Genomic DNA, 24,458 nt, shown 5'->3' on the forward strand with positions numbered 1-24,458 from the left:
AGGTGCAAGGCCCGAGGCCCGAGGTGCGAGGTGCGAGGTGCGAGGTGCGAGGCCCGCCACACCATCCGCCGCCCGCTACCCGCCGCCCGCGCCCGGAAATAGCACGCGTCCGAAAAAAAACGGCACGCTTTTCACAGCCTGCCGTTTTCATGCGGGGTTCGCGGCGCAACTACCCGCAACCGACGTCAGCGCCCGCTACTTGACACGCATCCCCGGCTTCGCGCCGCTATCCGGTTCGAGCACGTACAGGCCCGGTTCGGCCTTTTCGTCGGTGGCCGAGGCCGCCAGCACCATCCCTTCGGACAGGCCGAACTTCATCTTGCGCGGCGCGAGGTTCGCGACCATCACGGTCAACTTGCCGACCAGTTGCTCCGGCCTATACGCCGACTTGATGCCGGAAAACACGTTGCGGGTTTTCTCTTCGCCGACGTCGAGCGTGAGTTGCAGCAGCTTGTCCGAGCCTTCCACGGCCTTGCAGTCGACGATCTTCGCAATGCGCAGATCGATCTTCGCGAAGTCGTCGATCGAAATCACGCCGGGCGTTTCGTCGTTGTTGGCAGGCGCAGCCGCCGCCGCCGCGGCTTTGGCCTTCGCCTTGGACTTCGCGTCGGCGGGCGGCGCCGCTTCCGGCGTGGCCAGCAGCGAATCGCGATTGGCCGCGAGCAGCGCTTCGATCTGCTTCGGATCGACGCGCGTCATCAGATGCGTGTATGCGTTGATCGGCCGGGTGGAACTGAGCGGCACGTTGGCGTCCGCCCAGACCAGCGGCGCGATGCCGAGAAAAGCCTCGACCGCTTCGGCCAGTTTCGGCAACACGGGTTTGAGCGCGAGCGACAGCAGGCGAAACGCCTCCAGGCTGACGCTGCAGGTTTCATGCAGCGCGACGGCGTTCGCCGGGTCTTTTGCCTGATCCCACGGCTTGGACGTGTCGACGTACGCGTTGACGGCGTCGGCCAGGTCCATGGTCTGGCGCAGCGCGCGGTTGTACTCGCGCGCTTCATAGTTCGCGGCGATGTGCGGGAGCGCGGCGCGCAGCGTGGCCAGGAGCGGATGCTGCATCGCGCTGTCCTGCACGCGGCCGTCGAACCGTTTGAACAGAAACCCGGCCGCGCGGCTCGCGATGTTCACGTATTTGCCGACCAGATCGCTGTTCACGCGCGCCTGGAAGTCGTCGAGGTTCAGGTCGAGATCTTCCATCGTGCTGTTCAGCTTGGCCGCGAAGTAGTAGCGCAGCCATTCGGGATTCAGGCCCGTGTTCACGACGCTTTGCGCGGTGATGAAGGTGCCACGCGACTTGGACATCTTCGCGCCGTCGACAGTCAGGAAGCCGTGCGCGAACACGTTGGTCGGCGTACGGTGCCCCGAGAACTCCAGCATGGCCGGCCAGAACAGCGTGTGGAAATACAGGATGTCCTTGCCGATGAAGTGGTACTGCTCGGCCTTCGAACCCCGGCGAACCCACGCGTCGAAGTCGAGCCCGCGCTGTTCGGCGAGGTTCTTGAAGCTCGCGTAGTAGCCGACCGGCGCGTCCAGCCACACGTAGAAATACTTGCCCGGCGCGCCAGGAATCTCGAAGCCGAAGTAGGGCGCGTCGCGGGAGATGTCCCAGTCGGCGAGCCTGGCGTCGCCGGCGTCGCCGAGCCATTCCCGCATCTTGTTGGTGGCTTCCGGCTGCGCGAGGCCGCCGACCCACGCGCGCAGGAAGTTCTCGCAGCGCGGATCGGACAGCCGGAAGAAGTAGTGCGTCGAGGTCTTGCGAATGGGAGTGGCGCCCGAGACGACCGAGTACGGATTCACCAGTTCGGTGGGCAGATAGGTCGAGCCGCACACTTCGCAGCTGTCGCCGTACTGGTCTTTTGCGCCGCATTTCGGGCACTCGCCCTTGATGAAGCGGTCCGGCAGGAACATTTCCTTGACCGGGTCGTACGCCTGTTCGATCTCGCGCGCGTCGATCAGGTTCGCTTCCTTGAGCGCCAGATAGACGTTTTCACTGAGAACGCGGTTCTCTTCGGAATCGGTCGAGTAGTAGTTGTCGAATGAAATGCCGAAGCTGTCGAAGTCGCGCCTATGCTCCTGCCACACGCGCTCGATCAGCTGTTTCGGCGTCACGCCTTCTTTTTCCGCGCGCAGCATGACCGGGGTGCCATGGGTGTCGTCGGCGCCCACGTAATAGACCTCATGACCGTGCATTCGCAACGTCCGGACCCAGATGTCCGTCTGGATATATTCGACCAGGTGGCCGATATGGATTTGCCCATTCGCATACGGAAGGGCCGACGTGACGAGAATCTGGCGACGGCTCGACGGCGCGCCTGCGGAGAGATCGGTGGCGGGTGCTGACATAAGGATGGTGGGAGCCTGCGGTGGGACGAAAGGTTGATTCTAGCAGGGCGGCCGCCCGCGAGATCGGCTGGGCGGGCGCGTAGCGGGCCGCGGTGGCGTGCACGGACGTGATTCGCGAAAGCCGGCAGCGGGAACGCCGAGCGGCGAAAATCGAGCGCCCAAAAAAAACCGGGGTGGTTAGACCCCGGAGCAACAACGACAAGAGGAGAATGGTGACGCGGCGGCTTCGCCAGCCACGTACCGTAAAGAGAGACCGCGGATTTCCGGCAGAGTTCGAATTTTTTTCGTGCCCGTGCAGGATTTCGTGTGGGCGCCTTCACGGCCGCGCCGGACGGTGCGGGCAAGCCCCGGCGCCCGGCTCGGTCACGCTCCTGAAGTGCAGTCCTTATTGCGTTGCGTGCTGCGCGGTGGCGCGCAGGTAGATTTCCACGCGACGGTTCGCCGCCCGGCCGGCTTCGGTGCTGTTGTCGGCGATCGGCTGGTTCGGGCCCATGCCGGTTGCCGACAGGCGCTGCGGCGCGATCCCGCGTTGCGCGAGGTAGCCCGTCACGCTTTGCGCACGATTGACCGACAGCGTCTGGTTGTATTGCGGCGAGCCGGTGCTGTCCGTGTGGCCGACCACGGAGGCGACCACTTCCGGATTCTGCTGCAGCGTTTGCGCAAGCTGGTCGAGCACAGGCGCGAACGATGGCTTGACCGCGTAGCTGCTGGTGTCGAACGTGACCGAGCTCGGGATATTGAGCTTGAGCGAGCCGTCCGGTTGCTCGGTGATTTGCGTGCCGGTGCCCTTGGTGGCGCCCGACAGGCGGTTGTGAATGTTTTGCCAGTTGTAGCCGGTCACGCCGCCCACCGCGGCGCCGACGCCCGCCCCGATCGCCGCGCCCTTCCCGCCGCCGAAGATCGCCCCGAGCGCCGCGCCGGTGCCGGCGCCTACGCCTGTACCGACCGCGGTATTGGTGCCCTGTTCAGTGGCGCAGCCAGCCAGCACGGAGCCCGCGACGGCGAACACAGCCAGGCGGGTCATGATTTTTGCATTCATTGTTGCATTCCTCTTAAGTGAAGCGAACACACTCGCAGGCAGCGAGTGCACGGTCCAATTATTCAGCGAAGTTGACGGATAGGAGCCCAAGCCCCCTCGCTACAGCAACGGGAGGTCTTTGCTGGGCCGGTCCGACAGCGAAGAAGGGTCTTCCGGCAGCGCCGGGCGTCAGCCACTACAATAACGCTTGAAGTGCAGAATGGTACGGCCCCAAGGCGTCGCGCCTGGCGGAAGGGTGCCCGGCGGGCCGGGTTTTCGCAATGTCGACTAACAATTTTTTTCAAATTCCCGCGCGCGGCTGAGACAGCGAATCTACCGCGCCAGAACGTGTCCCCACGGAGTGCTAATGAGTATCGATCGGGCTTTGGTCGACGCTGCCCTCGCAGCTGTCACTGACCCCAACACCGGCTTGCCGTACGCGGCCGCTAAGAATATCCGCAACGTAACCGTGGAAGGCGCTACCGTCGGTCTGCAGGTCGTGCTGGGCTATCCGGCGAAAAGCCAGTTCGACGCGATCCGCACGCAGTTCGCCGAGGCGCTGCGCGCGGTGCCGGGCGTGGCGAACGCGCGCGTCGAGGTGTCCCAGCAGATCGCCGCGCATACCGTGCAGCGCGGCGTCAAGCTGCTGCCGGGCGTGAAGAACATCGTTGCGGTGGCGTCCGGCAAGGGTGGCGTCGGCAAAAGCACCACCGCCGTCAATCTGGCGCTGGCGCTGGCGAGCGAAGGCGCATCGGTGGGCGTGCTCGACGCCGACATCTACGGCCCGTCCTTGCCGATGATGCTCGGCATCACCGGCCGTCCCGAGTCGCCCGACGAAAAGTCGATGAACCCGATGACCGGCCACGGCCTGCAAGCCAACTCGATCGGCTTTCTGATCGAGCAGGACAACCCGATGGTGTGGCGCGGCCCGATGGCAACGTCCGCGCTCGAACAGCTGTTGCGTCAGACGAACTGGCAGGACCTCGATTACCTGATCGTCGACATGCCGCCGGGCACCGGCGACATCCAGCTGACCCTGTCGCAGCGCGTACCGGTGACGGGCGCGGTGATCGTCACGACGCCGCAGGACATCGCGCTGCTCGACGCGAAGAAGGGTCTCAAGATGTTCGAGAAGGTGGGCATTCCGATCCTCGGCATCGTCGAGAACATGGGCATGCATATCTGCTCGAACTGCGGCCACGAAGAGCCTATCTTCGGCGCTGGCGGCGGCGAGCGGATGGGCAAGGAATACGGCGTCGAGATGCTCGGCAGCCTGCCGCTCGACATCCGCATCCGCGAGCAGGCCGACTCGGGCAAGCCCACCGTCGTGGCGGACCCGAATGGGCGGATTGCGCAAATCTACCGCTCGATCGCGCGCAAGGTGGCGATCCATATCGCCAAGCGGGCTCGCGACATGACGTCGAAGTTTCCCAACATCGTTGTGCAGAACACCTGAGCAGCCTTTCGGACAAGGGGCCGAGGCGTCTATTTGCGCCTGGTCTCGCGGTATCATGTCGACTTCACAGGTTCGGCTCGGCGCCCGCAGGGGCGGGCGCCAGGCCGACAAGAGGATCGCATGGGAAAACGAATCGACGGGCAGGCGGTGCAGGCGTTCATTGTCATGGCTGCCAGCAGCGTGCTGTTATGCGGTTGCAGCGTGTTCCTGAGACCACAGGAAAAACGCGCCGACGCACAATTGCTCCCCACCGTGGGCAATCAGGCGCGCGGTCTCGTGACGTTTATCGAGCGCTCGGACGGTGTGCAGGTCTCCTACAATCTCGCGGGCATGGCGCCCAATAGCGATCACGCGCTGCAGGTTCACGAGCGGGGCGACTGCAATGCCGCCGACGGCTCCAGCACGGGCCAGGTGTTCTCGCCGGCCGCCGAGCGTCTGAAAGCGGGGGCACGCGTGGAAGGCGATCTCGCCAACATTCATGCGGACGCAAACGGCATGGCCACGGGCTTCATCGTTGCGCCCGATGTATCGCTCGACGGGATCCGCTCGGTGTTGCAGCGCGCGGTGGTGCTGCATCACGACGCGACCGATCCCTACGCGTATCCACAACATGGCGCGGGCGCCGCAATCGCATGCGGCGTGATTCGCCAGTGAGCAGGTGAGCGCGGGCTCGCCGCTCCGCGTGGCCGGTTGCTCGCGTGGCCGTTCGAAGCGCGCCTGCGGCAGCATCGCCGTGATCGCGTAAAATGAGCGGCTTTCGTTGCGGCGCGCGGCGGCAACAGAGCGGTCAATGCAAGGCCCGAGGCCGCGGCATCGCCCGTTTCAGTCCTGCGTTCAGCGTTGCGCGTCGTGCCGCGCGGGCCGTGAACCCGATAAAGGGTGGCGAAGCCGGCGCCCCATCTTCGCAAGTCGCCCGGCAGCGCCGGGTTGTTGTTATCCGTCACACATCTGTCATTCACGTCGAGCAGCGTTCACCTATGACCATCAAATCCGACAAGTGGATCCGGCGCATGGCCGACTCCCACAACATGATCGAGCCGTTCGCGCCCGACCAGGTTCGCGTCTCCGAAGACGGCCGGAAGATCGTCAGCTACGGCACGTCGAGCTACGGCTACGACATCCGCTGCGCCGACGAATTCAAGATCTTTACGAACATCAACTCGACCATCGTCGATCCGAAGAACTTCGACGAGAAGTCGTTTGTCGACTTCAAGGGCGATGTCTGCATCATCCCGCCTAATTCGTTCGCGCTCGCGCGCACGGTCGAGTACTTCCGTATTCCGCGCACCGTGCTCACGGTGTGTCTGGGCAAATCAACTTACGCGCGGTGCGGGATCATCGTCAACGTGACGCCGTTCGAGCCCGAATGGGAAGGGCACGTCACGCTCGAATTCTCGAACACGACACCTTTGCCCGCGAAAATCTACGCGAACGAAGGCGTGGCCCAAGTGCTGTTTTTCGAAAGCGACGAGGTTTGTCAAACGTCGTACGCGGATCGCGGCGGCAAATATCAAGGTCAGCACGGCGTCACGTTGCCCAAGACGTGACGGCGGCAGCGCACTGACCCACCAGGTACATCAGGTGACCGCTGCCATTCACGCAATGCAGCGGTCGTTGTTTTTGGAGAATCGCCCATGAAGTTTCGTTTTCCCGTCGTCATCATCGACGAAGATTTCCGCTCCGAGAACATCTCGGGTTCCGGCATCCGGGCTTTGGCCGAAGCTATCGAGAAAGAAGGCGCGGAAGTGCTCGGGTTGACGAGCTACGGCGATCTGACCTCGTTCGCGCAGCAGTCGAGCCGCGCGTCGTGCTTCATCCTGTCGATCGACGACGACGAGCTGCTGCCGTACGTCGACAACGTGGTCGTGGAAGGCGAGACGCCGGAGCTGGCCGCCGCCATCGTCGCGCTGCGCGCGTTCGTGGCCGAAGTGCGTCGCCGCAATGCGGACATTCCGATCTTCCTGTACGGTGAAACGCGCACCTCGCGGCATCTGCCGAACGACATCCTGCGCGAACTGCACGGCTTCATCCACATGTTCGAGGACACGCCGGAGTTCGTTGCGCGCCACATCATCCGCGAGACCAAGGTCTATCTGGATTCGCTCGCGCCGCCGTTCTTCAAGGAACTGGTGCAGTACGCGGAAGAAGGTTCGTACTCGTGGCACTGCCCCGGCCACTCAGGCGGCGTCGCGTTTCTGAAGAGCCCGCTCGGCCAGATGTTCCATCAGTTCTTCGGCGAGAACATGTTGCGCGCGGACGTGTGCAACGCGGTCGACGAACTCGGCCAATTGCTCGACCATACCGGCCCGGTGGCTGCCTCGGAGCGCAATGCGGCGCGCATCTTCAGCGCCGACCACGTGTTCTTCGTGACCAACGGCACGTCCACCTCGAACAAGATCGTGTGGCACGGCACGGTTGCGCCGGGCGACATCGTGCTGGTGGACCGCAACTGCCACAAGTCGATCCTGCACGCGATCACGATGACCGGCGCGATTCCCGTGTTCCTCACGCCCACGCGCAACAACTTCGGCATCATCGGCCCGATTCCGCGCAGCGAGTTCGAGCCGGAGAACATCCGCAAGAAGATCGAGGCGAATCCGTTCGCGCGCGAAGCGCTCGCGAAGAACCCGAACCTCAAGCCGCGCATTCTGACGATCACGCAAAGCACCTACGACGGCGTGATCTACAACGTCGAAATGATCAAGGAGATGTTGGGCGAATGGCTCGATACGCTGCATTTCGACGAAGCCTGGCTGCCGCACGCCGAGTTCCACGAGTTCTATCAGGACATGCATGCGATCGGCGCGGGCCGTCCGCGCATCGGCGCGCTGGTGTTCGCCACGCATTCCACGCACAAGCTGCTGGCCGGTATTTCGCAGGCCTCGCAGATCGTCGTGCAGGATTCGAAGAACAGCCGCTTCGACAAGCATCGCTTCAATGAAGCGTATTTGATGCACACGTCCACGAGCCCGCAGTACGCGATCATCGCGTCGTGCGACGTGGCCGCGGCAATGATGGAAGCGCCGGGCGGCACCGCACTGGTCGAGGAGTCGATCGCCGAAGCGCTCGACTTCCGCCGCGCGATGAGCAAGGTCGACGCCGAATACGGCGAGGACTGGTTCTTCAAGGTGTGGGGCCCGGACCAGTTCGCCGAGGAAGGCATCGGCTCGCGCGAAGACTGGATGCTGCGGCCGAACGATCCGTGGCACGGTTTCGGCTCGCTCGCCGAAGGCTTCAACATGCTCGACCCGATCAAGGCGACCATCGTCACGCCGGGCCTGGACATGGACGGCGGCTTCGGCGAGACCGGCATTCCGGCCGCGATCGTCACGAAGTATTTGGCCGAGCACGGCATCATCGTCGAGAAGACGGGGCTGTATTCGTTCTTCATCATGTTCACGATCGGCATCACGAAGGGCCGCTGGAACTCGATGGTCACCGAACTCCAGCAGTTCAAGGACGACTACGACAACAACCAGCCGCTGTGGCGCGTGCTACCCGAGTTCGTCGCGCATCATCCGATGTACGAGCGCGTCGGCCTGCGCGACTTGTGCCAGCAGATTCACAGCGTCTACCGCGCGAACGACATCGCACGCCTGACGACCGAGATGTACCTGTCGAGCATGGAGCCGGCGATGAAGCCGTCCGACGCGTTCGCCAAGCTCGCGCACCGCGAGATCGACCGGGTGCCCATCGACGAACTCGAAGGCCGTGTCACGTCGATCCTGTTGACGCCGTATCCGCCGGGCATTCCGCTGTTGATTCCGGGCGAGCGCTTCAATAAAACCATCGTCAACTACCTGCGTTTCGCGCGCGAATTCAACGAGCGTTTCCCGGGATTCCACACGGACATCCACGGGCTTGTCGGGGAAATGATCAACGGGCGCATCGAATACTTCGTCGATTGCGTTCGCGTTTGACGATGCGTTGGCTGAAGTCATCGACGCGCGCCGGCAGCTGGCGGCGCACGTGGGGCGCGCTGGCCGTGGCGTCGGCGGCGCTGTGCGGCGCGCTGTCGGCGGCGGCGCACGCCGAAGTCGCTGCCGCCGATCCGATCGACGCGGCGATGCGCGCGTGTCTCGCGCGCAGCGACATGTCAACCACGGCGGGCCAGGTGCAGTGCATGGACAACGCGCGGATCGGCTGGAAGGCCGCCCTGGACAGCGCATGGCAGCAGCTTCAGCCGAAGCTGCCGGCCGCGCGGCGCAAGCTGTGGGACAGGAGCCAGACGGCCTGGCTCGCCTCGCGCGAGGCCGAGAAGCAGATGCTGGCCGCGGTGTTCGCGACGACGCGCGGCTCGATGTATGTGCTGGCCGAAGCCGACATGCAATTGCAGCCGGTGCGCGACCGGGCGCTCGTGTTGCGCAGCGCGGTGGCCGATGCAGGCAGTCCGCCGCCGCGCCGTCCGCGTGCGTGCAGCGCCGACGCGCATTGCGAACACGCAATGTTCGATCTGAATCGCTACTACCGCCGCTTGCAGTCGAAGATGCCGCCGCACTCGCGTGCGACGCTGGTGCGCGCACAACGCGCCTGGAGCGCGTATCTCGCCGCTACCACGCCGGTGGTCGACGAGCGCGGCCGCATCGACATCATCGGTGCGCGCGTGGCGACGCTCAAGCGTTTGTCGGAAACGGCCGGCAACGACTGAACGCGCGTCAGGCGCGCTCAGTCGAACAGATAGGTTTCCGCTTGTGGCTCGCGCAGCGTAAGCGCCGGTTCGCCGCGCAGATCGCGCATCGCGTCCTCGATCATCGTCGACATCGTGGTGAGCGCGAGGTCGTTGTCGTCGGTGCCGAACGGCTCTTCGATCTGCGAGGCGATCGCTTCGTGCGCCATGAACGTGTACGCGACGAACACCGCGAACACCGGCGTAAAGATGCCGATGCTGTCCACCAGTCCGAACGGTAGCGACGCGCAGAAGAAATACACCGTGCGGTGAATCATCACCGAGTACGCGAACGGCAGCGGCGTCGAGACGATGCGCTCGCATCCACCGATCACATCCGACAGTCCATTCAGATTCCGGTCGAAGGCGATCATCGCCATCGGGTCCAGCGCGCCTGCCTGCGCATGACGTTGCACCCATTCGCCAAGATAGAGCATCAAGGTCGCCGGTTTGTAGCGCGACGCCATGACGCGCTCGAACAGCGCCGCGGGCAGCCGCGCGGCGAGGTCTTCACCGGGGTCGCTACGGCGCAACTGATGCCGCAGCGCGTGCGGAAGGGCGCCGAGCGCGGCGAGAAATTCGCCGACCTGTTCTTTCGGCAGCGGCCGTGCCGGCAACGTGAGCGCCTCGCGAGTGAGCGAGCGCGACTCGTTCAGCAACTGGCCCCACAACTTGCGCGCTTCCCACCAGCGGTCGTAACTGGCGTTGTTCCTGAAGCCGAGAAACACCGCGAGCGCGATGCCGATCAGCGAGAAGGGCGTGGTGGTGTTGAGATTAAGCGAGACCGGCAGCAGATGGTCGTGGGCCGCCAGCGCGACGATCGAGATGCAGAAGATCAGGAAGAGCCGCGGCAGCAGCTGCGGAAGAACCGAGCCCCGCCACGCGAGCAGCATGCGGAACCAGTGGAGATGCGGGCGGATGATCATCGGGCTATGCGTGTTGCCTCGGGCGATAGAGCATCTATTATCGCTGTTTGTCCGGGCGATAACGACGGCGGGTAATGACCTGAGATGACAGCGGACGTGGCATAACAGCGCAGCAGAATACCCGCGCGGCGCGCATCGCGATGGATGTCGAGCGGCGCAGGCTGACTCACTGCTTCAATCGCGGGCCGACGAAGCCGCGCCGTGACTCAACCAGTCCAGCACGGCGGTCGTGTCGTCGTCGGCGCCTTCGCGCGCATTGGCGAGCGTGTCGGCCACGTCCGCGCTCGGCATCGCGCGACGGATCGCCACGCCGACCGCGAGAATGTCGATCATCACCAGATGCAGGATGCGCGAGATCATCGACAACTGCGACTCGCGGATCTCGATGTGATCGGTCTCCAGCGCGACGGTGGCGCGCTTGGCGAGCGGCGTATTGCTCGACGTGATCGCGACCACTTTCGCGCCGGCCTGCATCGCGACGTCCAGCACGCGCAGCAGTTCGGGCGCGCGGCCCGACTTCGAGACGGCCACGATCACGTCGCCCTTGCCGAGCAACGCAGCCGACGCCGCCTGCATGTACAGATCGCCATAAGCGATGGTCGGAATCCCGAAGCGGAAGAACTTGTAGTGCGCATCCTGCGCGACGATGTTCGAATTGCCCAGCCCGTAGAACTCGATGCGCCGTGCGCCGTTCAACAAGTCGATCGCACGTTCCACCTGCTCGAAGTTCAAATGCTCGCGCAACTGCAGAATCGCCGACACGGTGTTGTCCAGCACCTTCGCGCCGAAGTCCGTCGCGGTATCGCCCAGATGCACCTGGCTGTGGCTCACCGGGATGGTGCCGGTCAAACCCGTTGCGAGCTTCAGCTTGAAGTCCGACAGGCCCTGGCAGCCGAGCGAACGGCAGAAGCGGATCACCGTAGGCTGGCTCACGTCGGCCTTGCGTGCGATGTCGACGATCGGATCGTTGATGATCGAGCGCGGATGATTCAGCGCGAGATCGGCGACGCGGCGCTCGGCAGGCGTCAACGCGTCGCGCATCTGGCGAATGCGCTCGAACACCGCCGACGAACTGCCGCCCGCGCGGTTGGACAACTGCTCGGCGAGAATCGCCGAGACACCGAGGAAGGCCGGATATTCGGCAGTGATCACATAGGTCGGCACGGTCTTCAGATAGGCCTCGAAGCGGCCCTTTGCCTCGAAGCGCTGGCGAAACGACGAGCGCGCGAAAAATTCGCCGAGACGCGGCACCACGCCGCCGCCGATGTAGATGCCGCCCAGCGCGCCGAGCGTCACCGCGATATTGCCCGCGAAGGTGCCGAGAATGCCGCAAAACACGTCGAGGGCTTCGGCCGCCAGCGGCTCGCGGTCGAGCGCGCGTTTGACGATCTCGATGGTGTCGATATGGGCCGTCACGCGTTTCTTGTCGCGGGCCGCCAGCGCGCGGTAGATGACTTCGATGCCGGGGCCGGCGGCCACGCGTTCGAACGACACGTGCGACCACTTCTTGCGCGCATACTGCAGCACGATGTCTTCGCGCTCGTCGGCGGGTGCGAAGGTGGCGTGGCCGCCTTCGCTGCCGAGCGCGATCCAGCGGTCGTCGGCGGGAATCAGGCCGGACACGCCCATGCCGGTGCCCGGACCGAGCAGGCCGATCACGCTGTTCGGACGGCGCGTGCCGCCGCCCACCTGCACACGCTGCGCGTCGGTGAGGCCGGGCAGCGCCATGGCCAGCGCGGTGAAGTCGTTCACCACCAGCAACGTGTCGAAGCCGAGCGCGCGGCGTGTCGCTTCGATCGAAAACGTCCAGTCGTGATTCGTCATGCTCACCTGGTCGCCGTCGACCGGGTTCGCAATCGCGATCGCCGCATGATTCACGCGGCCGATCTTCATGTCCTTCAGGTACTTTTTGATGACCTCGGCGACGCCCGGATAGTCGGCGCACGGATACACCTGTACCGAGCCGATTTCGCCCGGGCGCGTCTCCAGCGCGAAGCGCGCGTTGGTGCCGCCGATGTCGGCCAGCAGTCTCGGTCCGTCGGCGTGCTGGCCCGCGCCCGCTGCTACAGCCTTAGTTTGCACACCAGTAGACATCGAGCCTCACTCCCTTGTCGTTTGCCAACTGTGAGATGGCATTTTTTTGTAGCGAAGCGGCGGCTGCATTGAGCACGTCCATCTTGCGCGGTCCTGCGATCAGCAAAAACAGTTGCTTCACTTCCTTCAGTGCGGAGAGCGACCAGCTTACGCGTGCATGCGGTGCACTGCCCGGATGCACGGCGACGAATCGTTCTTGGGTGGTGATCGCGTGGTCCCATTCGGGCGAGTCCGCGAAGATCGACGCGGTATGGCCGTCCTCGCCCATGCCGAGCACGGCGACGTCCGGCGCGGCGTTAAAGCGCGGGTCGGCGTTCAGCGCGGCGACATGCGCGCGCAGATCCTGAGCGGTGTCGACCAGCGGCCAGAACGTCGCGTTGCGCGCGGCGTTCTGCAATAGCGTGGCACGCACCAGTTGCGCGTTGCTCGCGCTGTCGGTCTCCGGCACCCAGCGGTCGTCGACCAGCGTCACGGCGATGCGCGCCCAGTCGAACGGCTGCGCGGACAACGTTTGCAGGAACGGACGCGGACTGCTCCCGCCGGATACGGCAAGCATGGCTGGGCGCACGCCGGTGGTTGGCATGCCGGTAGCCGGTGTACCGGCAGCGGGCGTACCGGCTATCGGGGTACCGGCCACGGACGCGACCGCCTGTGCGGCGAGCGACGCATGCAATGCGTCGCCAACCGCCTTCGCCAACGCGTCGGATTGGGCGCGTTGATCGTCGAAAGCATGAAGCTCGATCACTTCTCCTCCGTGCTGCTTTTTGTGTTAGATCTGCGGAATGCGCCGTACTGTTCTCGCGCAGCGCCTGCAAAGCGAGATGGCTTGCAGGCGCGCGAGCAATGCCGGCGCCATTCCGTTCAGTTCGTCGGTGGTTCTTGCTGCGGCGCTGCGCTTTATTCAACCGAACAACGCGCGGCGCCGTCCGTCAATTCTCTTCTTCCAGCCAGCAGGTGCCGTGCTGCGCGAGCATCGCGCTTGCCGCGGCCGGTCCCCAAGTGCCCGCCGCATAGGGCTTGGGCGGCTTGTTCGAGGCCTTCCACTCGTTCAGGATCGGTTCGACCCAACGCCATGCGGCTTCCTGCTCGTCGCGCCGCACGAACAGCGCGAGGCGGCCGTTGATCACGTCGAGCAGCAGCCGCTGATAGGCCTCCATCTGTCCTTCGCCGAAGAACTGATCGAACGCGAGGTCGAGGTGCACGCTCGCGAGGTTCATGCCCTCGCCGGGCTGCTTCGCAAGACAGTAGAGGCGAATCGTTTCGTTAGGCTGCAGGCGGATCACGAGGCGGTTCGCACCCGCGCGCAACGCGGACACCCCCAGGGCCGAATGCGGCACCGGCCGGAAGTTCACCACGATTTCGGCGACGCGATCCGCGAGCCGCTTGCCGGTGCGCAGGAAAAACGGCACCCCGGCCCAGCGCCAGTTCTCGATCTCGACCTTCAGCGCAACGAAGGTTTCGGTCGTGCTGTTCGCCTTCACGCCGGGCTCGCTCGTGTAGGCCGGGACCGGCGTGCCGCGAATCCCGCCGGCATGATACTGGCCACGCACCGCGACCTTGCTGATCTCGTTTGGATCGATCGGCTTGAGTGCGCGCAGTACGCGCAGCTTTTCGTCGCGCACGGAGTCGGAATCCATCGAATGAGGCGGCTCCATGGCGACGATCGACAGCAACTGCAGCAAATGGTTTTGCACCATGTCGCGCAGCGCGCCGGTGTTGTCGTAGAAGTCGCCGCGTCCTTCGACGCCGAGCTGCTCGGCAATCGTGATCTGGATGCTCTCGACCCACTCGCGGCGCCACAGCGGCTCGAACAGCGCATTGCCGAAGCGCAGCGCGAGCAGGTTCTGCACCGGCTCTTTACCGAGGTAGTGGTCGATCCGGTAGATCTGTTCTTCCGCGAAGATTTCGCCGACCGCGTCGTTGATCGCATTCGACGATTTAAGGTCGTAGCCGAGCGGCTTTTCGAGCACGATGCGCGCGTTTTCGTTGAGCCCGACCGACGCCAGCGCGCGGCAGATCGGCACGAACAGCGACGGGCCCGTAGCCAGATAGAACACGCGGATGCCGGGCAGGTCGCGCACGGCGTCGCGCAGCAGTACGAAGTCTTCGGGATTGCCGAGGTCGATCTTCACGAACTCGATGCGCGCAAGGAAGCTCGCCCACGCCGTTTCGTCCACGCCGTTCTTCGACACATGCGGTTTGACATGCTCGTTCACCCATTGCAGGTACTCGCCACGATCCGCCGCATGCCGCGCCACCGCGACGATCTTGCCGTTGTCGGCGAGCATGCCCCCTGCACGGTGCGCTTCAAACAGTGCGGGCAGGATCTTGCGCATCGATAGATCGCCGGTTCCGCCGAAGAGAACGAAGGTGAAGCTTGAATCGGTTTGCATGAGTTTCCGTCGATGTCATGGGGGCCGCCGCGCTGACCTTCAGGGCGACCGTAGTCCGATAAAATATTTTTTGACACTGAATTGTAGTTTAACTACAATCCAAATCAAGAGGTAGCGCTAATTCGATGAAAAAAGCGTGCGCTGTTCGGCAAGATGCGCGTTTTCCCGAATCGGCAGGCGTCCCTGCATGTTAATGGACATTGCGTGCCGGCATCTGCCAGCAAGCCCGGTGCTCTTGCGCAAAGCCGGCTGCTGTCGGCACAGAGCGCGGTTGTCCAGGTTCACTGCAAGGCACCTCGAGTCTGCCGCGCGACGCGGGCAGGCAAAAATCAAAAGAGGAGACACACAGTTGCATTCCAAACCACTCATCTCTTGAGCTTCCAGCGGCCGGATACCGGTCCGCCGGCACATGCCTCGCGCATGCGCCCGACCGTGCCCGATCGCCCAGTGTTTTGCCTGTTTGAACCAACCACAGCACCCTGGCGACATCAGGGGCCATTTGTTTTTTTGTTCAGGTGTCTGGAGGAGATAAGCAATGAAATTTCGCGCGATCATGGGCGCTTTGTGCGCTGCGGGTCTGATGTGTGGCGTGTCGGCGGTGCAGGCTGCCGAGTCGGTCGAAGTGTTGCACTGGTGGACTTCTGGCGGCGAGTCGAAAGCCGTCGGCGTCCTCAAGGACGACATGACGAAGCAGGGTTACACGTGGAAGGACTTCGCGGTTGCGGGTGGCGCCGGCGCGGCAGCGATGACGGCTCTGAAAACCCAGGTGATCTCGGGCAATGCGCCGAGCGCCGCACAGATCAAGGGTCCGTTGATCCAGGAGTGGGCTTCGCAAGGGGTGCTGGTGCCGATCGACGCAGTGGCGGGCGACTGGAAAAAGAATCTGCCGCCGGAAATCGACAAGATCATGCACGCGGACGGTCACTACGTCGCGGCACCTTTCTCGGTGCACCGCGTGAACTGGCTCTACATCAACAAGGCGGCGCTCGACAAGGCAGGCGGCAAGGTTCCGACCACGTGGCCCGAGTTCTTCTCGGTGGCCGACAAGATGAAGGCCGCCGGCATCCAGCCGATCGCGATGGGTGGTCAGCCGTGGCAAGACCTGACGCTGTGGGAAGACGTCGTGCTGTCGCAAGGTGCGGACTTCTATAAGAAGGCGCTCGTCGACCTCGACGAAAAGACGCTGACTTCGGACAAGATGGTTGGCGTGTTCGACACGGTCCGCAAGATCCAAGGCTACTTCGACGCAGGCCGCACGGGCCGTGACTGGAACCTCGCCACGGCGATGGTCATCAACGGCAAGGCCGGCATGCAGTTCATGGGCGACTGGGCGAAGGGCGAATTCGCCAACGCCGGCAAGAAGTCGGGCTCGGACTACGTGTGCGCCGCTGTGCCGGGGACCGAAAAGGCGTATACCTTCAACGTCGACTCGTTCGTGTTCTTCCAGCAGAAGGGCCAGAAAGCGGCGACGCCGGGTCAGATCGCGCTCGCGAAGACGATCATGTCGCCGGGTTTCCAGGAGCAGTTCAGCCTGTACAAGGGCTCGATCCCGGTGCGTCTGGGCGTGCCGATGGACAAGTTCGACGACTGCGCGAAGAAGTCGTACGCGGATGAGCAGATCGCGATCAAGTCCGGTGGCTATGTGCCGTCGCTGGCACACGGCATGGCGCAACCGGATGCAGCAGCCGGCGCTATCTCCGACGTGGTCACGAAGTTCATGAACTCGCAGCAGGATTCGAAGAGCGCCGTTGCCGCGCTCGCAAAGGCAGCGAAGACCAAGTAAGTGAAGTAAGCGAAGCGGCGCGCCCGGTAGCCTTCCGACGAGGGGCCGGGCGCGCCCTTCAGGTCGCCGACGGCAGTCCGTGCTACGTGCGCTGCGCGCACGGCTTGCAGGCGGCTTCACCCAGGTTTCATGGAGTCACACCTATGCCGTCGCCGGAGCTCGCGCTGTTTTGGCGCCATCACCGCGGCGGTACAGTTTCAGCAGGAGTCGAGCAGTGACTGCTTCTATCAGCGGGAAAGGGAAAACGGCCCCCGTCACCCGCCGCACTTCGCCCATGGCGGCCCTTGCCGATCGCTGGATTCCGAAGCTGGTGCTCGCACCCAGCGTCGTGATCAGCCTGATCTTCGTGTATGGCTTCATCGCAATTACCGGCTTTCTGTCGCTGTCCACTTCGCGGCTGATGCCTCGTTATGAATTCGCCGGCCTCGATCGTTATCGGGAATTGTTCGACAACGACGTGTTCTGGACCTCGGCTGCCAATCTCGGCTGGTTCGGCATTCCGTTCATCGGTATCTGTATCGGCCTCGGCCTGTTTCTCGCGATCCTGCTCGATCAGCAGATCCGCAATGAAGGCGCGCTGCGCGCGGTGTTTCTTTACCCGATGGCGCTCTCGTTCATCGTGACGGGTACGGCCTGGCAATGGATCATGACGCCGAGCGTCGGCCTCGAAAAGGTGTTCCACGACTGGGGCTGGACGAGCTTTTCGTTCACCTGGCTGGGCGATCCGGAAAAAGCGATTTTCTGCGTCGTCGTTGCCGCGGTATGGCAATCCACCGGCTTCGTGATGGCGCTGTTCCTCGCCGGGCTGCGCGGTGTCGACGGTGAAATCTTCAAGGCCGCGCAGATGGACGGCGCGAACCTGCCCACCATCTACCGCAAGATCGTGATTCCGAGCATGCGGCCGGTGTTCTTCTCGGTGCTGCTGATTCTTTGCCATATCACCATCAAGACCTTCGACCTGGTCGTTGCGTTGACCGCGGGCGGTCCGGGCACGTCGTCGTCGCTGCCGGCTATCTTCATGTACACGTTTTCGTTCAATCGCGGGCAGCTAGGCGTCGGCGCGGCATCGTCGATCATGATGCTCGCCACCGTCGTGGCCGTGCTCGTGCCGCTGATGTATCTGGAATCGAGGAGCACCCGCAATGCAGCCTAAGATGACGATGAGCCGCGCCGTCATTTATGCGGCCCTGATCCTGTTCGCCCTGTATTTCCTGTTCCCGCTGTATGTGATGCTGTCCACGTCGTTCAAGGACATCGACCAGTTGCGCAGCGGCAACCTGCTCACCCCGCCCACCCACTGGTCGGTCGCTCCGTGGATCAAGGCCTGGAGCGGCGCCTGCACGGGTGTGCGTTGCGACGGCATGCAGCCGTTCTTCATGAACTCGGTACGCATGGTGATTCCCGCCGTGCTGCTCTCGTCGATCATCGGTGCGTTCAACGGCTACGTGCTCACGCACTGGCGCTTCCGTGGCGCCGATCCGATCTTCACGATGCTGCTGGTCGGCTGCTTCATTCCGTTCCAGGCGATCCTGCTGCCGATGGCGCGCTTCGAAGGCATGCTCGGGCTGTCGAACACGACGACGGGCCTGGTGGTGGTGCACGTGATCTACGGTATCGCGTTCACCACGATGTTCTTCCGCAACTTCTACGTGAGCGTTCCGGCCGAACTCGTGAAGGCGGCGCGCATCGACGGTGCGGGGTTTTTCACGATCTTCACGAAGATCCTGCTGCCGGTCTCGCTGCCCATTTTCATGGTGTGCCTGATCTGGCAATTCACGCAGATCTGGAATGACTTCCTGTTCGGGATCGTGTTCTCCGGCGTCGATTCGATGCCGATCACCGTGGCACTGAACAACCTCGTGAACACCTCCACCGGCGTGAAGGAATACAACGTGGACATGGCCGGCGCAATCATCGCCGCGTTGCCGACGCTGCTCGTCTACATCGTCGCCGGACGTTATTTCGTGCGCGGTCTGACGGCCGGCGCGGTCAAAGGCTAAGGGCAAACCGCGGCTGAACCCGGGCCAAACCATCCGGGCGCGGCGGCGCGCAACCGAAGCCGCGCCGCCGTCACCCGACAAGACGTTTTCAAGCAGTACCAGAGACAAGAGGAATCACAGCATGGCAAGCCTTTCCATCCGTGACGTGTACAAGACCTACCCGAACGGGGTGCCGGTTCTGAAGGGTGTCGACATCGACATCGACGACGGCCAGTTCCTGATTCTGGTCGGCGGCTCGGGCTGCGGTAAGTCGACGCTGCTCAACATGATCGCCGGCCTCGAGACGGTGACCAAGGGCGAGATCAGGATAGACGGCAAGACGGTCAACAACCTGTCGCCGAAAGATCGCGATATCGCGATGGTGTTCCAGTCGTACGCGCTGTATCCGTCGATGACGGTGCGCGAGAACATCTCCTTCGGCCTGAACATCCGCAAGGTGCCCAAGCAGGAGCAGACGCAGATCGTCGAGCGCGTGTCGAACACGCTGCAGATCACGCACCTGCTCGACCGCAAACCGGGCCAGCTGTCCGGCGGCCAGCGTCAGCGCGTGGCGATGGGCCGTGCGCTCGCGCGCGATCCGGTGATGTTCCTGTTCGACGAGCCGCTGTCGAACCTCGACGCGAAGCTGCGTATCGAGATGCGTTCGGAGATCAAGCTGCTGCATCAGCGCCTGGGCACGACGATCGTCTATGTGACGCACGATCAGATCGAGGCGATGACGCTCGGCGACCGCATTGCGGTGATGAAGGACGGCATCGTGCAGCAATTCGGCGCGCCGCAGGACATCTACGACTCGCCGTCGAATCTGTTCGTGGCCGGCTTCATCGGCGCGCCGCCGATGAACTTCATCCAGGGCAAGCTGGTGGAGCAAGGCGCGGGCGTCGGCATCGAGCTGGACACGGGCGTGTCGCGCAAGGCGCTGGTGCTGCCGTTCGACTCGGCCAAGGTGAAGTCGCACGTGGGTCGTGAGGTGATTCTCGGTCTGCGGCCCGAGCGCATTACCGACGCGCGCGGCGCGCATGGCGACGACTCGAAGCTGCAGCCGGTCGAGGTGAAGGTCGACGTGATCGAGCCGACCGGTCCCGACACGCTGGTGTTTGCGCAGGTCAACGGCAAGCGCGTGGTGAGCCGCGTGCATCCGGCGTCCAATCCGCAACCGCTCACGAACACGACGCTGTTGTTCGATACGTCGAAGGCGGTGCTGTTCGATCCGGCCAACGAAGAGCGGATCGCCTGAGCGAACAGATTCGCCTTGCTGTGCGATGCTTGAGAAAAGCCCCATGCGCTTCCCGGTGCAAGGGGCTTTTTCTTGATCGCGCTGGGGCAGGCCTCACGCGTCTGCGATCCGCAAGTCCGGATTGTTGTGCGCCAGCGCGCTCACCCATTCGATGAACGCCCGCAGTCGCGAACTCAGATTGCGGCGGTGCGCGTAAAGCACCGAAAGCGGCGTGCCGGGGCTCTTGTAGTCGGTGAGAATTTCTATCAGCGCGCCTTGCTCGATCAGTTCGGACACCATGAAGCGCGACGGCTGGATGATCCCGTGGCCGAGCGCGCCTGCGCCGATGTACACCGAGCCGTCATTCACCGCGAGCACGCTTTTCATCGCGATCTTCGCGATCTCGCCATTCACCTGGTATTCGAACGGAAAAGTGCGGCCGGTGCGCGCGGACACGTAGTTGACGGCGCGATGCTCCGCAAGTTCTTCGAGCGTGGTGGGCGTGCCGTATTTCTGCAGATACGCGGGCGACGCGCAGGTGACGATGCGCGCCTCGCCGATGCGCCGCGCGACCAGACTCGACTCTTCCGGCGTGCCCATGCGGATCACGCAATCCACGGCGTCCTGGATCAGATCGATGTTGCGATCCGCGAGGCCGAGCCGCACGTCGATCTGCGGATATTGCCGGTAGAAATCGTCGAGCGCGGGTAACAGCAGCGCACGGGCGAGCGTGCCGGACGTATCGACGCGGATCGTGCCGGCCGGGTTTTCGCGCTTGTTCGACAGCGACGATTCCGCGTCGGCGACTTCCGCGAGGATTCGCACACAGCGTTCGTAGAACGACGCGCCGTCTTCGGTCACGCTCACCTGGCGCGTCGAACGGTTGAGCAGCCGCACGCCGACGTGTTCTTCCAGCGCCTGGATCGTGCGGCTCACTTTGGCGCGCGGCAGGTCCAGCGATTCGGATACCTTGGTGAAGCTGTTCGCCTCGACGACGCGCGTAAATATCTCCATCGCTTCGAAACGGTCCATGTCGTGCCTTATGAGTGATGAGCGGACGGGGTCTTGGCGGAGAGTTTACAGGGTGCGAATCGTGTTGTGCTGGAGACGGCCGAGCGCGGCGCCCGCAAGCTTGCGCTGCAGTGCGTGGGCCGCGCGGTCGCCCGCGCCATGGTGCGCCGCCGCTGATGCAGGTGGCTGAACTGTCTTTCCCGCGGCTCAGTCCCGCTCCGGCGCGCCGAGCGGAAACAATGGACGGTACGGCCGCGCTTCATCGACCGCTCGCGCAAACGACGGCCTTGCCAGCAGCCGCTGGCGATAGCTCCGCACATGCGCGAAAGCGGGGTCGATCGGATGTGTCCAGTCTGCGTAGAACAGGAAGGGGCCCGCGCCGCAGTCGGCGAGGCTGAAGGTGTCGCCGGCCGCCCATTCGCGTTCGCCCATGACTTTATCGAGCCAGCCGTACGCGGTATCGAGCATCGCGCGGGCTTCGGCCACCGCGCGCGGGTCGCGCTCCGCCTCGGGGCGCAGTCTGTCGTAGACGATCTTTTGCTGCGGCGTCGAGATGTAATTGTCGAAGAAGCGGTCCATGCTGCGCACTTCGAGCGCGGCGCGCGGGTCGGCGGGCAACAGCGGCCTCGGCCCCGGGTGATACAGGCCGAGGTATTCGATGATGATGGTCGCCTCGACCACCGTCCGGTTGTCATCGACCAGCACCGGAAAACGCTTGATCGGCCACAGCGCGGCGAATTCGGCGAGCGCTTGCGGGTTGTCTGGCGACAGAAGCCGCAGTTCGAATGGCGTGCCGTTCTCGTAGAGTGCAGTCAAGACCTTCTGGCAGTACGAGGAGAACGGGTGGGCATACAGTTTCAGGGTCATCGCGGTCACCTTGGACGGTTGCGGGCGCGCCGTGGCGCAACGACGGCCGCCAGGGCCGTGTAAGTCACGACGAACGGCGAGCGCGAAAATCGACAGTGGTGAAGCCGGATTGCCAACCGCCACGCTCAACGCGGCGAAAAGACGTCGAACCGGTACGTCATCTTCGGCGGCAGCAGCATCAACGTGGTCGCGCTCGCTACGCTATGCACCGAGTCGACGTTCAATTAGCACTTAGCCCAGCAACACGTACAGCCACCCGCTCACCAACGCGCGGGTCGCATCGTGCTCAGCGCCGGCGTCGGGCTCGGCTGTGTCGCTGTGCCTGCGTTCAGCGCTTCGCGTTTGCCGGCAGCGTGCCTGGCTGCAGCAGCACGACCACCGCGCCGGCGCCGCCGTCGTGCGGGCGCGCCTGACAGAACGCGATCACCTCGGACTTCTGCACCAGCCACGCGCGCACTTTGCCCTTCAATACCGGCTCCTTGCCGATCGAGCCCAAACCCTTGCCGTGAATCACGCGCAAACAGCGCAAGCCGCGCTTCACCGATTCGCGGATGAATTCGGCGAGCGCCTCGCGGGCTTCTTCGCGCCGCATTCCATGCAGGTCGATTTGTGCCTGCACGATCCAGTCGCCGCGCCGCAGTTTTCGCACGACTTCCTGGCTCACGCCGGGGCAGCAGTAGAACAGTGTTTCGTCGGTCTCCAGCAGCACTTCGGGATCGAACTCGTCGGAGATCGCTTCGTGCAGGACGGCTTCTTCGTCGAGCCGGGTCTGCACGGGCAGCGGCGGTGGGGGATTGCGCGGCAGCGTCGCGCGTGGCGGCGTCATCAGCGGCGCCACCGCGCCGATCTCGCGGCGGAACAGGTCGGCGTCGGCCGCAGCTTCGCGCTGCGCCGCCGCGGTCGCCACACGTTGGCGCTCGCGCCGTTGCGCATCGACCTTCAGGGCATCGCACAGCGCGCCGAGGCCAGCCAGCCCTGTCGCTCGATCGAGTTTCGACTCGGCGACCGGCATGGCCGGCTCAGGCACGGGTTTGGCGACGGCTCGCGGGCGCTTCGGTTCGCTGGGGTGTGGGTGATTCTTCGGCATATCGGTAATACACGCAGAAAATGTAGGTGGTCGCGCGACGGCTTGTGACAGGTGTCGGAAAGCGCGCTGTGGCGCTATGGCGAAGTGCTCGGCAGACGCGGGGCGCGGCACTCACGTGCACAAAAGGACCGGAGCGGACTACGCAAACGAAAGCCACGCGCATACCACGCGCATGAGGTAACTGGAAGGCAAACCTGCCGCAGTTCTAACTCACCGGACGTCCGACCCGTTACCGATTTAACCGCCGCAAATCCAACCGCCACAGCTACGACCGGCCCCATACCCACCCGCCCCATGCGAAAAAGGCCGCGGGCTTTCCAGCCGCGGCCTTCTGTCATACAAGCGGCCGGGGCACCCCCAACCGACATTTTACCGTCGCAATTTAGCGCCGCCGCTCAACGCTCGGCTTCCTGGCTCATCGCATGTTCGCCGGCCATCTCGTTGATGGTCTCCAGATAGCGCTGTGCGTCGAGTGCCGCCATGCAACCCGTGCCCGCGCTCGTGATCGCCTGACGGTACACATGGTCCTGCACGTCACCTGCGGCGAATACGCCCGGCACGCTGGTGGCGGTCGCGAAGCCGTTCAGGCCGCCCTTGGTGATGATGTAGCCGTTCTTCATCTCCAGCTGACCTGCGAAGATGTCCGTGTTCGGCTTGTGGCCGATCGCGACGAAGAGGCCCTGCAGCGCGATGTCGGTGGTTTCGCCCGTTTGGGTGTGCTTGATGCGCACGCCGGTCACGCCGGATTGGTCGCCGGTGACTTCGTCGAGCGTGTGATTCCACTTGATTTCGACGACGCCTTCCTTTTCCTTCGCGAGCAGGCGATCGATCAGGATCGGCTCTGCGCGGAACTTGTCGCGGCGGTGGATCACGGTCACTTTCTTGGCAATGCCGGACAGGTACAGCGCTTCTTCCACCGCGGTATTGCCGCCGCCGATCACCGCCACTTGCTGCTGCTTGTAGAAGAAGCCGTCGCAGGTCGCACAGGCCGACACGCCTTTGCCCATGAACGCTTCTTCCGACGGCAGGCCCAGGTACTGCGCCGACGCGCCCGTCGAGATGATCAACGAGTCGCACGTATATTCGCCGGAATCGCCGATCAGGCGAATCGGCTTCTCATCGAGCTTCGCCGTATGGATGTGGTCGAAAATGACTTCGGTGTTAAAGCGCTCGGCATGCTCCAGGAAGCGCGCCATCAGTTCCGGGCCTTGCACGCCGTTGGCGTCGGCGGGCCAGTTTTCGACGTCGGTCGTGGTCATCAGCTGGCCGCCCTGGGCAAGACCGGTGACTAGCACCGGCGCGAGGTTGGCGCGTGCCGCGTAGACTGCCGCCGTATAGCCGGCGGGACCTGAGCCGAGAATCAGAACCTTGGCGTGTTTCGTTGAAGTTGCGGGCATGATTGAATCCTTATACGGTGCCGGGCTCGCCCATGCGAGGCCATGCGACTCGAGCTGAAACTGTAGATGGGTGCCAGTGCGGCATTATAAAGGTCGGGGCGCGAGGCTGCTCCATGAAGCTTTCCGATCGCCGCGATAGCGTGCGCGGGTGGGCGCGCGGTGCGGCCGCGCGGCAACCGCCCTCGTTACTGTCATTTACAG

19 protein-coding genes are annotated in these 24,458 nt (G+C 63.9%); 9 read left to right on the forward strand and 10 right to left on the reverse strand.

Features of this window, described 5'->3' with window-relative positions; all coding sequences use genetic code 11:
* Positions 1–195 precede the first annotated feature (195 nt).
* Positions 196–2,343: a methionine--tRNA ligase gene (metG, locus tag ABQJ48_RS15375; protein ID WP_367838859.1), complete on the reverse strand. Its 2,148-nt coding sequence runs from the start codon at positions 2,341–2,343 to the stop codon at positions 196–198.
* A gap of 385 nt (positions 2,344–2,728) precedes the next feature.
* Positions 2,729–3,382 (reverse strand): YiaD family glycine zipper/OmpA-like lipoprotein, encoded by a 654-nt coding sequence (locus ABQJ48_RS15380; protein ID WP_367838860.1) that lies wholly within the window; start codon positions 3,380–3,382, stop codon positions 2,729–2,731.
* Between the two features lie 346 nt (positions 3,383–3,728).
* Between ABQJ48_RS15380 and apbC the strand changes: the two genes are divergently transcribed.
* The 5 genes from apbC (at position 3,729) to ABQJ48_RS15405 (ending at position 9,465) form a co-directional block, all read left to right on the forward strand.
* Positions 3,729–4,817, forward strand: coding sequence for an iron-sulfur cluster carrier protein ApbC (gene apbC, locus ABQJ48_RS15385; protein ID WP_367838861.1), 1,089 nt, complete (start codon positions 3,729–3,731; stop codon positions 4,815–4,817).
* 120 nt (positions 4,818–4,937) lie between these two features.
* Positions 4,938–5,471, forward strand: a complete 534-nt coding sequence (locus ABQJ48_RS15390) for a superoxide dismutase family protein (protein ID WP_367838862.1) — start codon at positions 4,938–4,940, stop codon at positions 5,469–5,471.
* Between the two features lie 323 nt (positions 5,472–5,794).
* Positions 5,795–6,364 carry a dCTP deaminase gene (gene dcd, locus ABQJ48_RS15395; protein WP_367838863.1) on the forward strand — a complete coding sequence of 190 codons (570 nt, stop codon included), beginning with the start codon at positions 5,795–5,797 and terminating at the stop codon, positions 6,362–6,364.
* Between the two features lie 87 nt (positions 6,365–6,451).
* Positions 6,452–8,737: an Orn/Lys/Arg family decarboxylase gene (locus ABQJ48_RS15400; RefSeq protein ID WP_367838864.1), complete on the forward strand. Its 2,286-nt coding sequence runs from the start codon at positions 6,452–6,454 to the stop codon at positions 8,735–8,737.
* Positions 8,738–8,739: 2 nt separating this feature from the next.
* Entirely contained in the window at positions 8,740–9,465 is a 726-nt protein-coding gene (locus ABQJ48_RS15405; protein WP_367838865.1) for a lysozyme inhibitor LprI family protein, read from the forward strand.
* 17 nt (positions 9,466–9,482) lie between these two features.
* On the opposite strand, the gene ABQJ48_RS15410 is transcribed toward ABQJ48_RS15405, so the two are convergent.
* The 4 genes from ABQJ48_RS15410 to zwf form a co-directional block, all read right to left on the reverse strand.
* Positions 9,483–10,409 carry a bestrophin family protein gene (locus ABQJ48_RS15410; protein ID WP_367838866.1) on the reverse strand — a complete coding sequence of 309 codons (927 nt, stop codon included), beginning with the start codon at positions 10,407–10,409 and terminating at the stop codon, positions 9,483–9,485.
* A gap of 174 nt (positions 10,410–10,583) precedes the next feature.
* Positions 10,584–12,503: a bifunctional transcriptional regulator/glucokinase gene (locus ABQJ48_RS15415; protein ID WP_367838867.1), complete on the reverse strand. Its 1,920-nt coding sequence runs from the start codon at positions 12,501–12,503 to the stop codon at positions 10,584–10,586.
* Positions 12,481–13,248, reverse strand: coding sequence for a 6-phosphogluconolactonase (gene pgl, locus ABQJ48_RS15420; RefSeq protein WP_367838868.1), 768 nt, complete (start codon positions 13,246–13,248; stop codon positions 12,481–12,483). Before pgl ends, ABQJ48_RS15415 begins: the two co-directional genes overlap by 23 nt.
* 184 nt (positions 13,249–13,432) lie before the next feature.
* Complete coding sequence (gene zwf, locus ABQJ48_RS15425; RefSeq protein WP_367838869.1) at positions 13,433–14,896, reverse strand: glucose-6-phosphate dehydrogenase; 1,464 nt, start codon at positions 14,894–14,896, stop codon at positions 13,433–13,435.
* Between the two features lie 535 nt (positions 14,897–15,431).
* Here zwf and ABQJ48_RS15430 point away from each other — a divergent pair.
* The 4 genes from ABQJ48_RS15430 (at position 15,432) to ABQJ48_RS15445 (ending at position 19,916) form a co-directional block, all read left to right on the forward strand.
* Positions 15,432–16,679: an ABC transporter substrate-binding protein gene (locus ABQJ48_RS15430; protein WP_367838870.1), complete on the forward strand. Its 1,248-nt coding sequence runs from the start codon at positions 15,432–15,434 to the stop codon at positions 16,677–16,679.
* 214 nt (positions 16,680–16,893) lie between these two features.
* Positions 16,894–17,832 carry a carbohydrate ABC transporter permease gene (locus ABQJ48_RS15435; RefSeq protein ID WP_367838871.1) on the forward strand — a complete coding sequence of 313 codons (939 nt, stop codon included), beginning with the start codon at positions 16,894–16,896 and terminating at the stop codon, positions 17,830–17,832.
* Complete coding sequence (locus ABQJ48_RS15440; RefSeq protein WP_367838872.1) at positions 17,822–18,679, forward strand: carbohydrate ABC transporter permease; 858 nt, start codon at positions 17,822–17,824, stop codon at positions 18,677–18,679. Before ABQJ48_RS15435 ends, ABQJ48_RS15440 begins: the two co-directional genes overlap by 11 nt.
* A 121-nt stretch (positions 18,680–18,800) precedes the next feature.
* Positions 18,801–19,916: an ABC transporter ATP-binding protein gene (locus tag ABQJ48_RS15445; protein ID WP_367838873.1), complete on the forward strand. Its 1,116-nt coding sequence runs from the start codon at positions 18,801–18,803 to the stop codon at positions 19,914–19,916.
* Between the two features lie 93 nt (positions 19,917–20,009).
* On the opposite strand, the gene ABQJ48_RS15450 is transcribed toward ABQJ48_RS15445, so the two are convergent.
* From ABQJ48_RS15450 to trxB, 4 genes are all read right to left on the reverse strand, one after another.
* Positions 20,010–20,927 carry a LysR family transcriptional regulator gene (locus ABQJ48_RS15450; RefSeq protein WP_367838874.1) on the reverse strand — a complete coding sequence of 306 codons (918 nt, stop codon included), beginning with the start codon at positions 20,925–20,927 and terminating at the stop codon, positions 20,010–20,012.
* Positions 20,928–21,113: 186 nt separating this feature from the next.
* Positions 21,114–21,773 carry a glutathione S-transferase family protein gene (locus tag ABQJ48_RS15455; RefSeq protein WP_367838875.1) on the reverse strand — a complete coding sequence of 220 codons (660 nt, stop codon included), beginning with the start codon at positions 21,771–21,773 and terminating at the stop codon, positions 21,114–21,116.
* A 328-nt stretch (positions 21,774–22,101) separates the two neighbouring features.
* Positions 22,102–22,860 (reverse strand): Smr/MutS family protein, encoded by a 759-nt coding sequence (locus ABQJ48_RS15460; protein ID WP_367838876.1) that lies wholly within the window; start codon positions 22,858–22,860, stop codon positions 22,102–22,104.
* 395 nt (positions 22,861–23,255) lie between these two features.
* Positions 23,256–24,257 (reverse strand): thioredoxin-disulfide reductase, encoded by a 1,002-nt coding sequence (trxB, locus tag ABQJ48_RS15465; RefSeq protein WP_367838877.1) that lies wholly within the window; start codon positions 24,255–24,257, stop codon positions 23,256–23,258.
* Positions 24,258–24,458 lie beyond the last annotated feature (201 nt).

Origin of the sequence: Paraburkholderia suaedae (genome assembly GCF_040812055.1) — a bacterium.
In the GTDB taxonomy this organism is placed as follows: Bacteria; Pseudomonadota; Gammaproteobacteria; order Burkholderiales; family Burkholderiaceae; genus Paraburkholderia.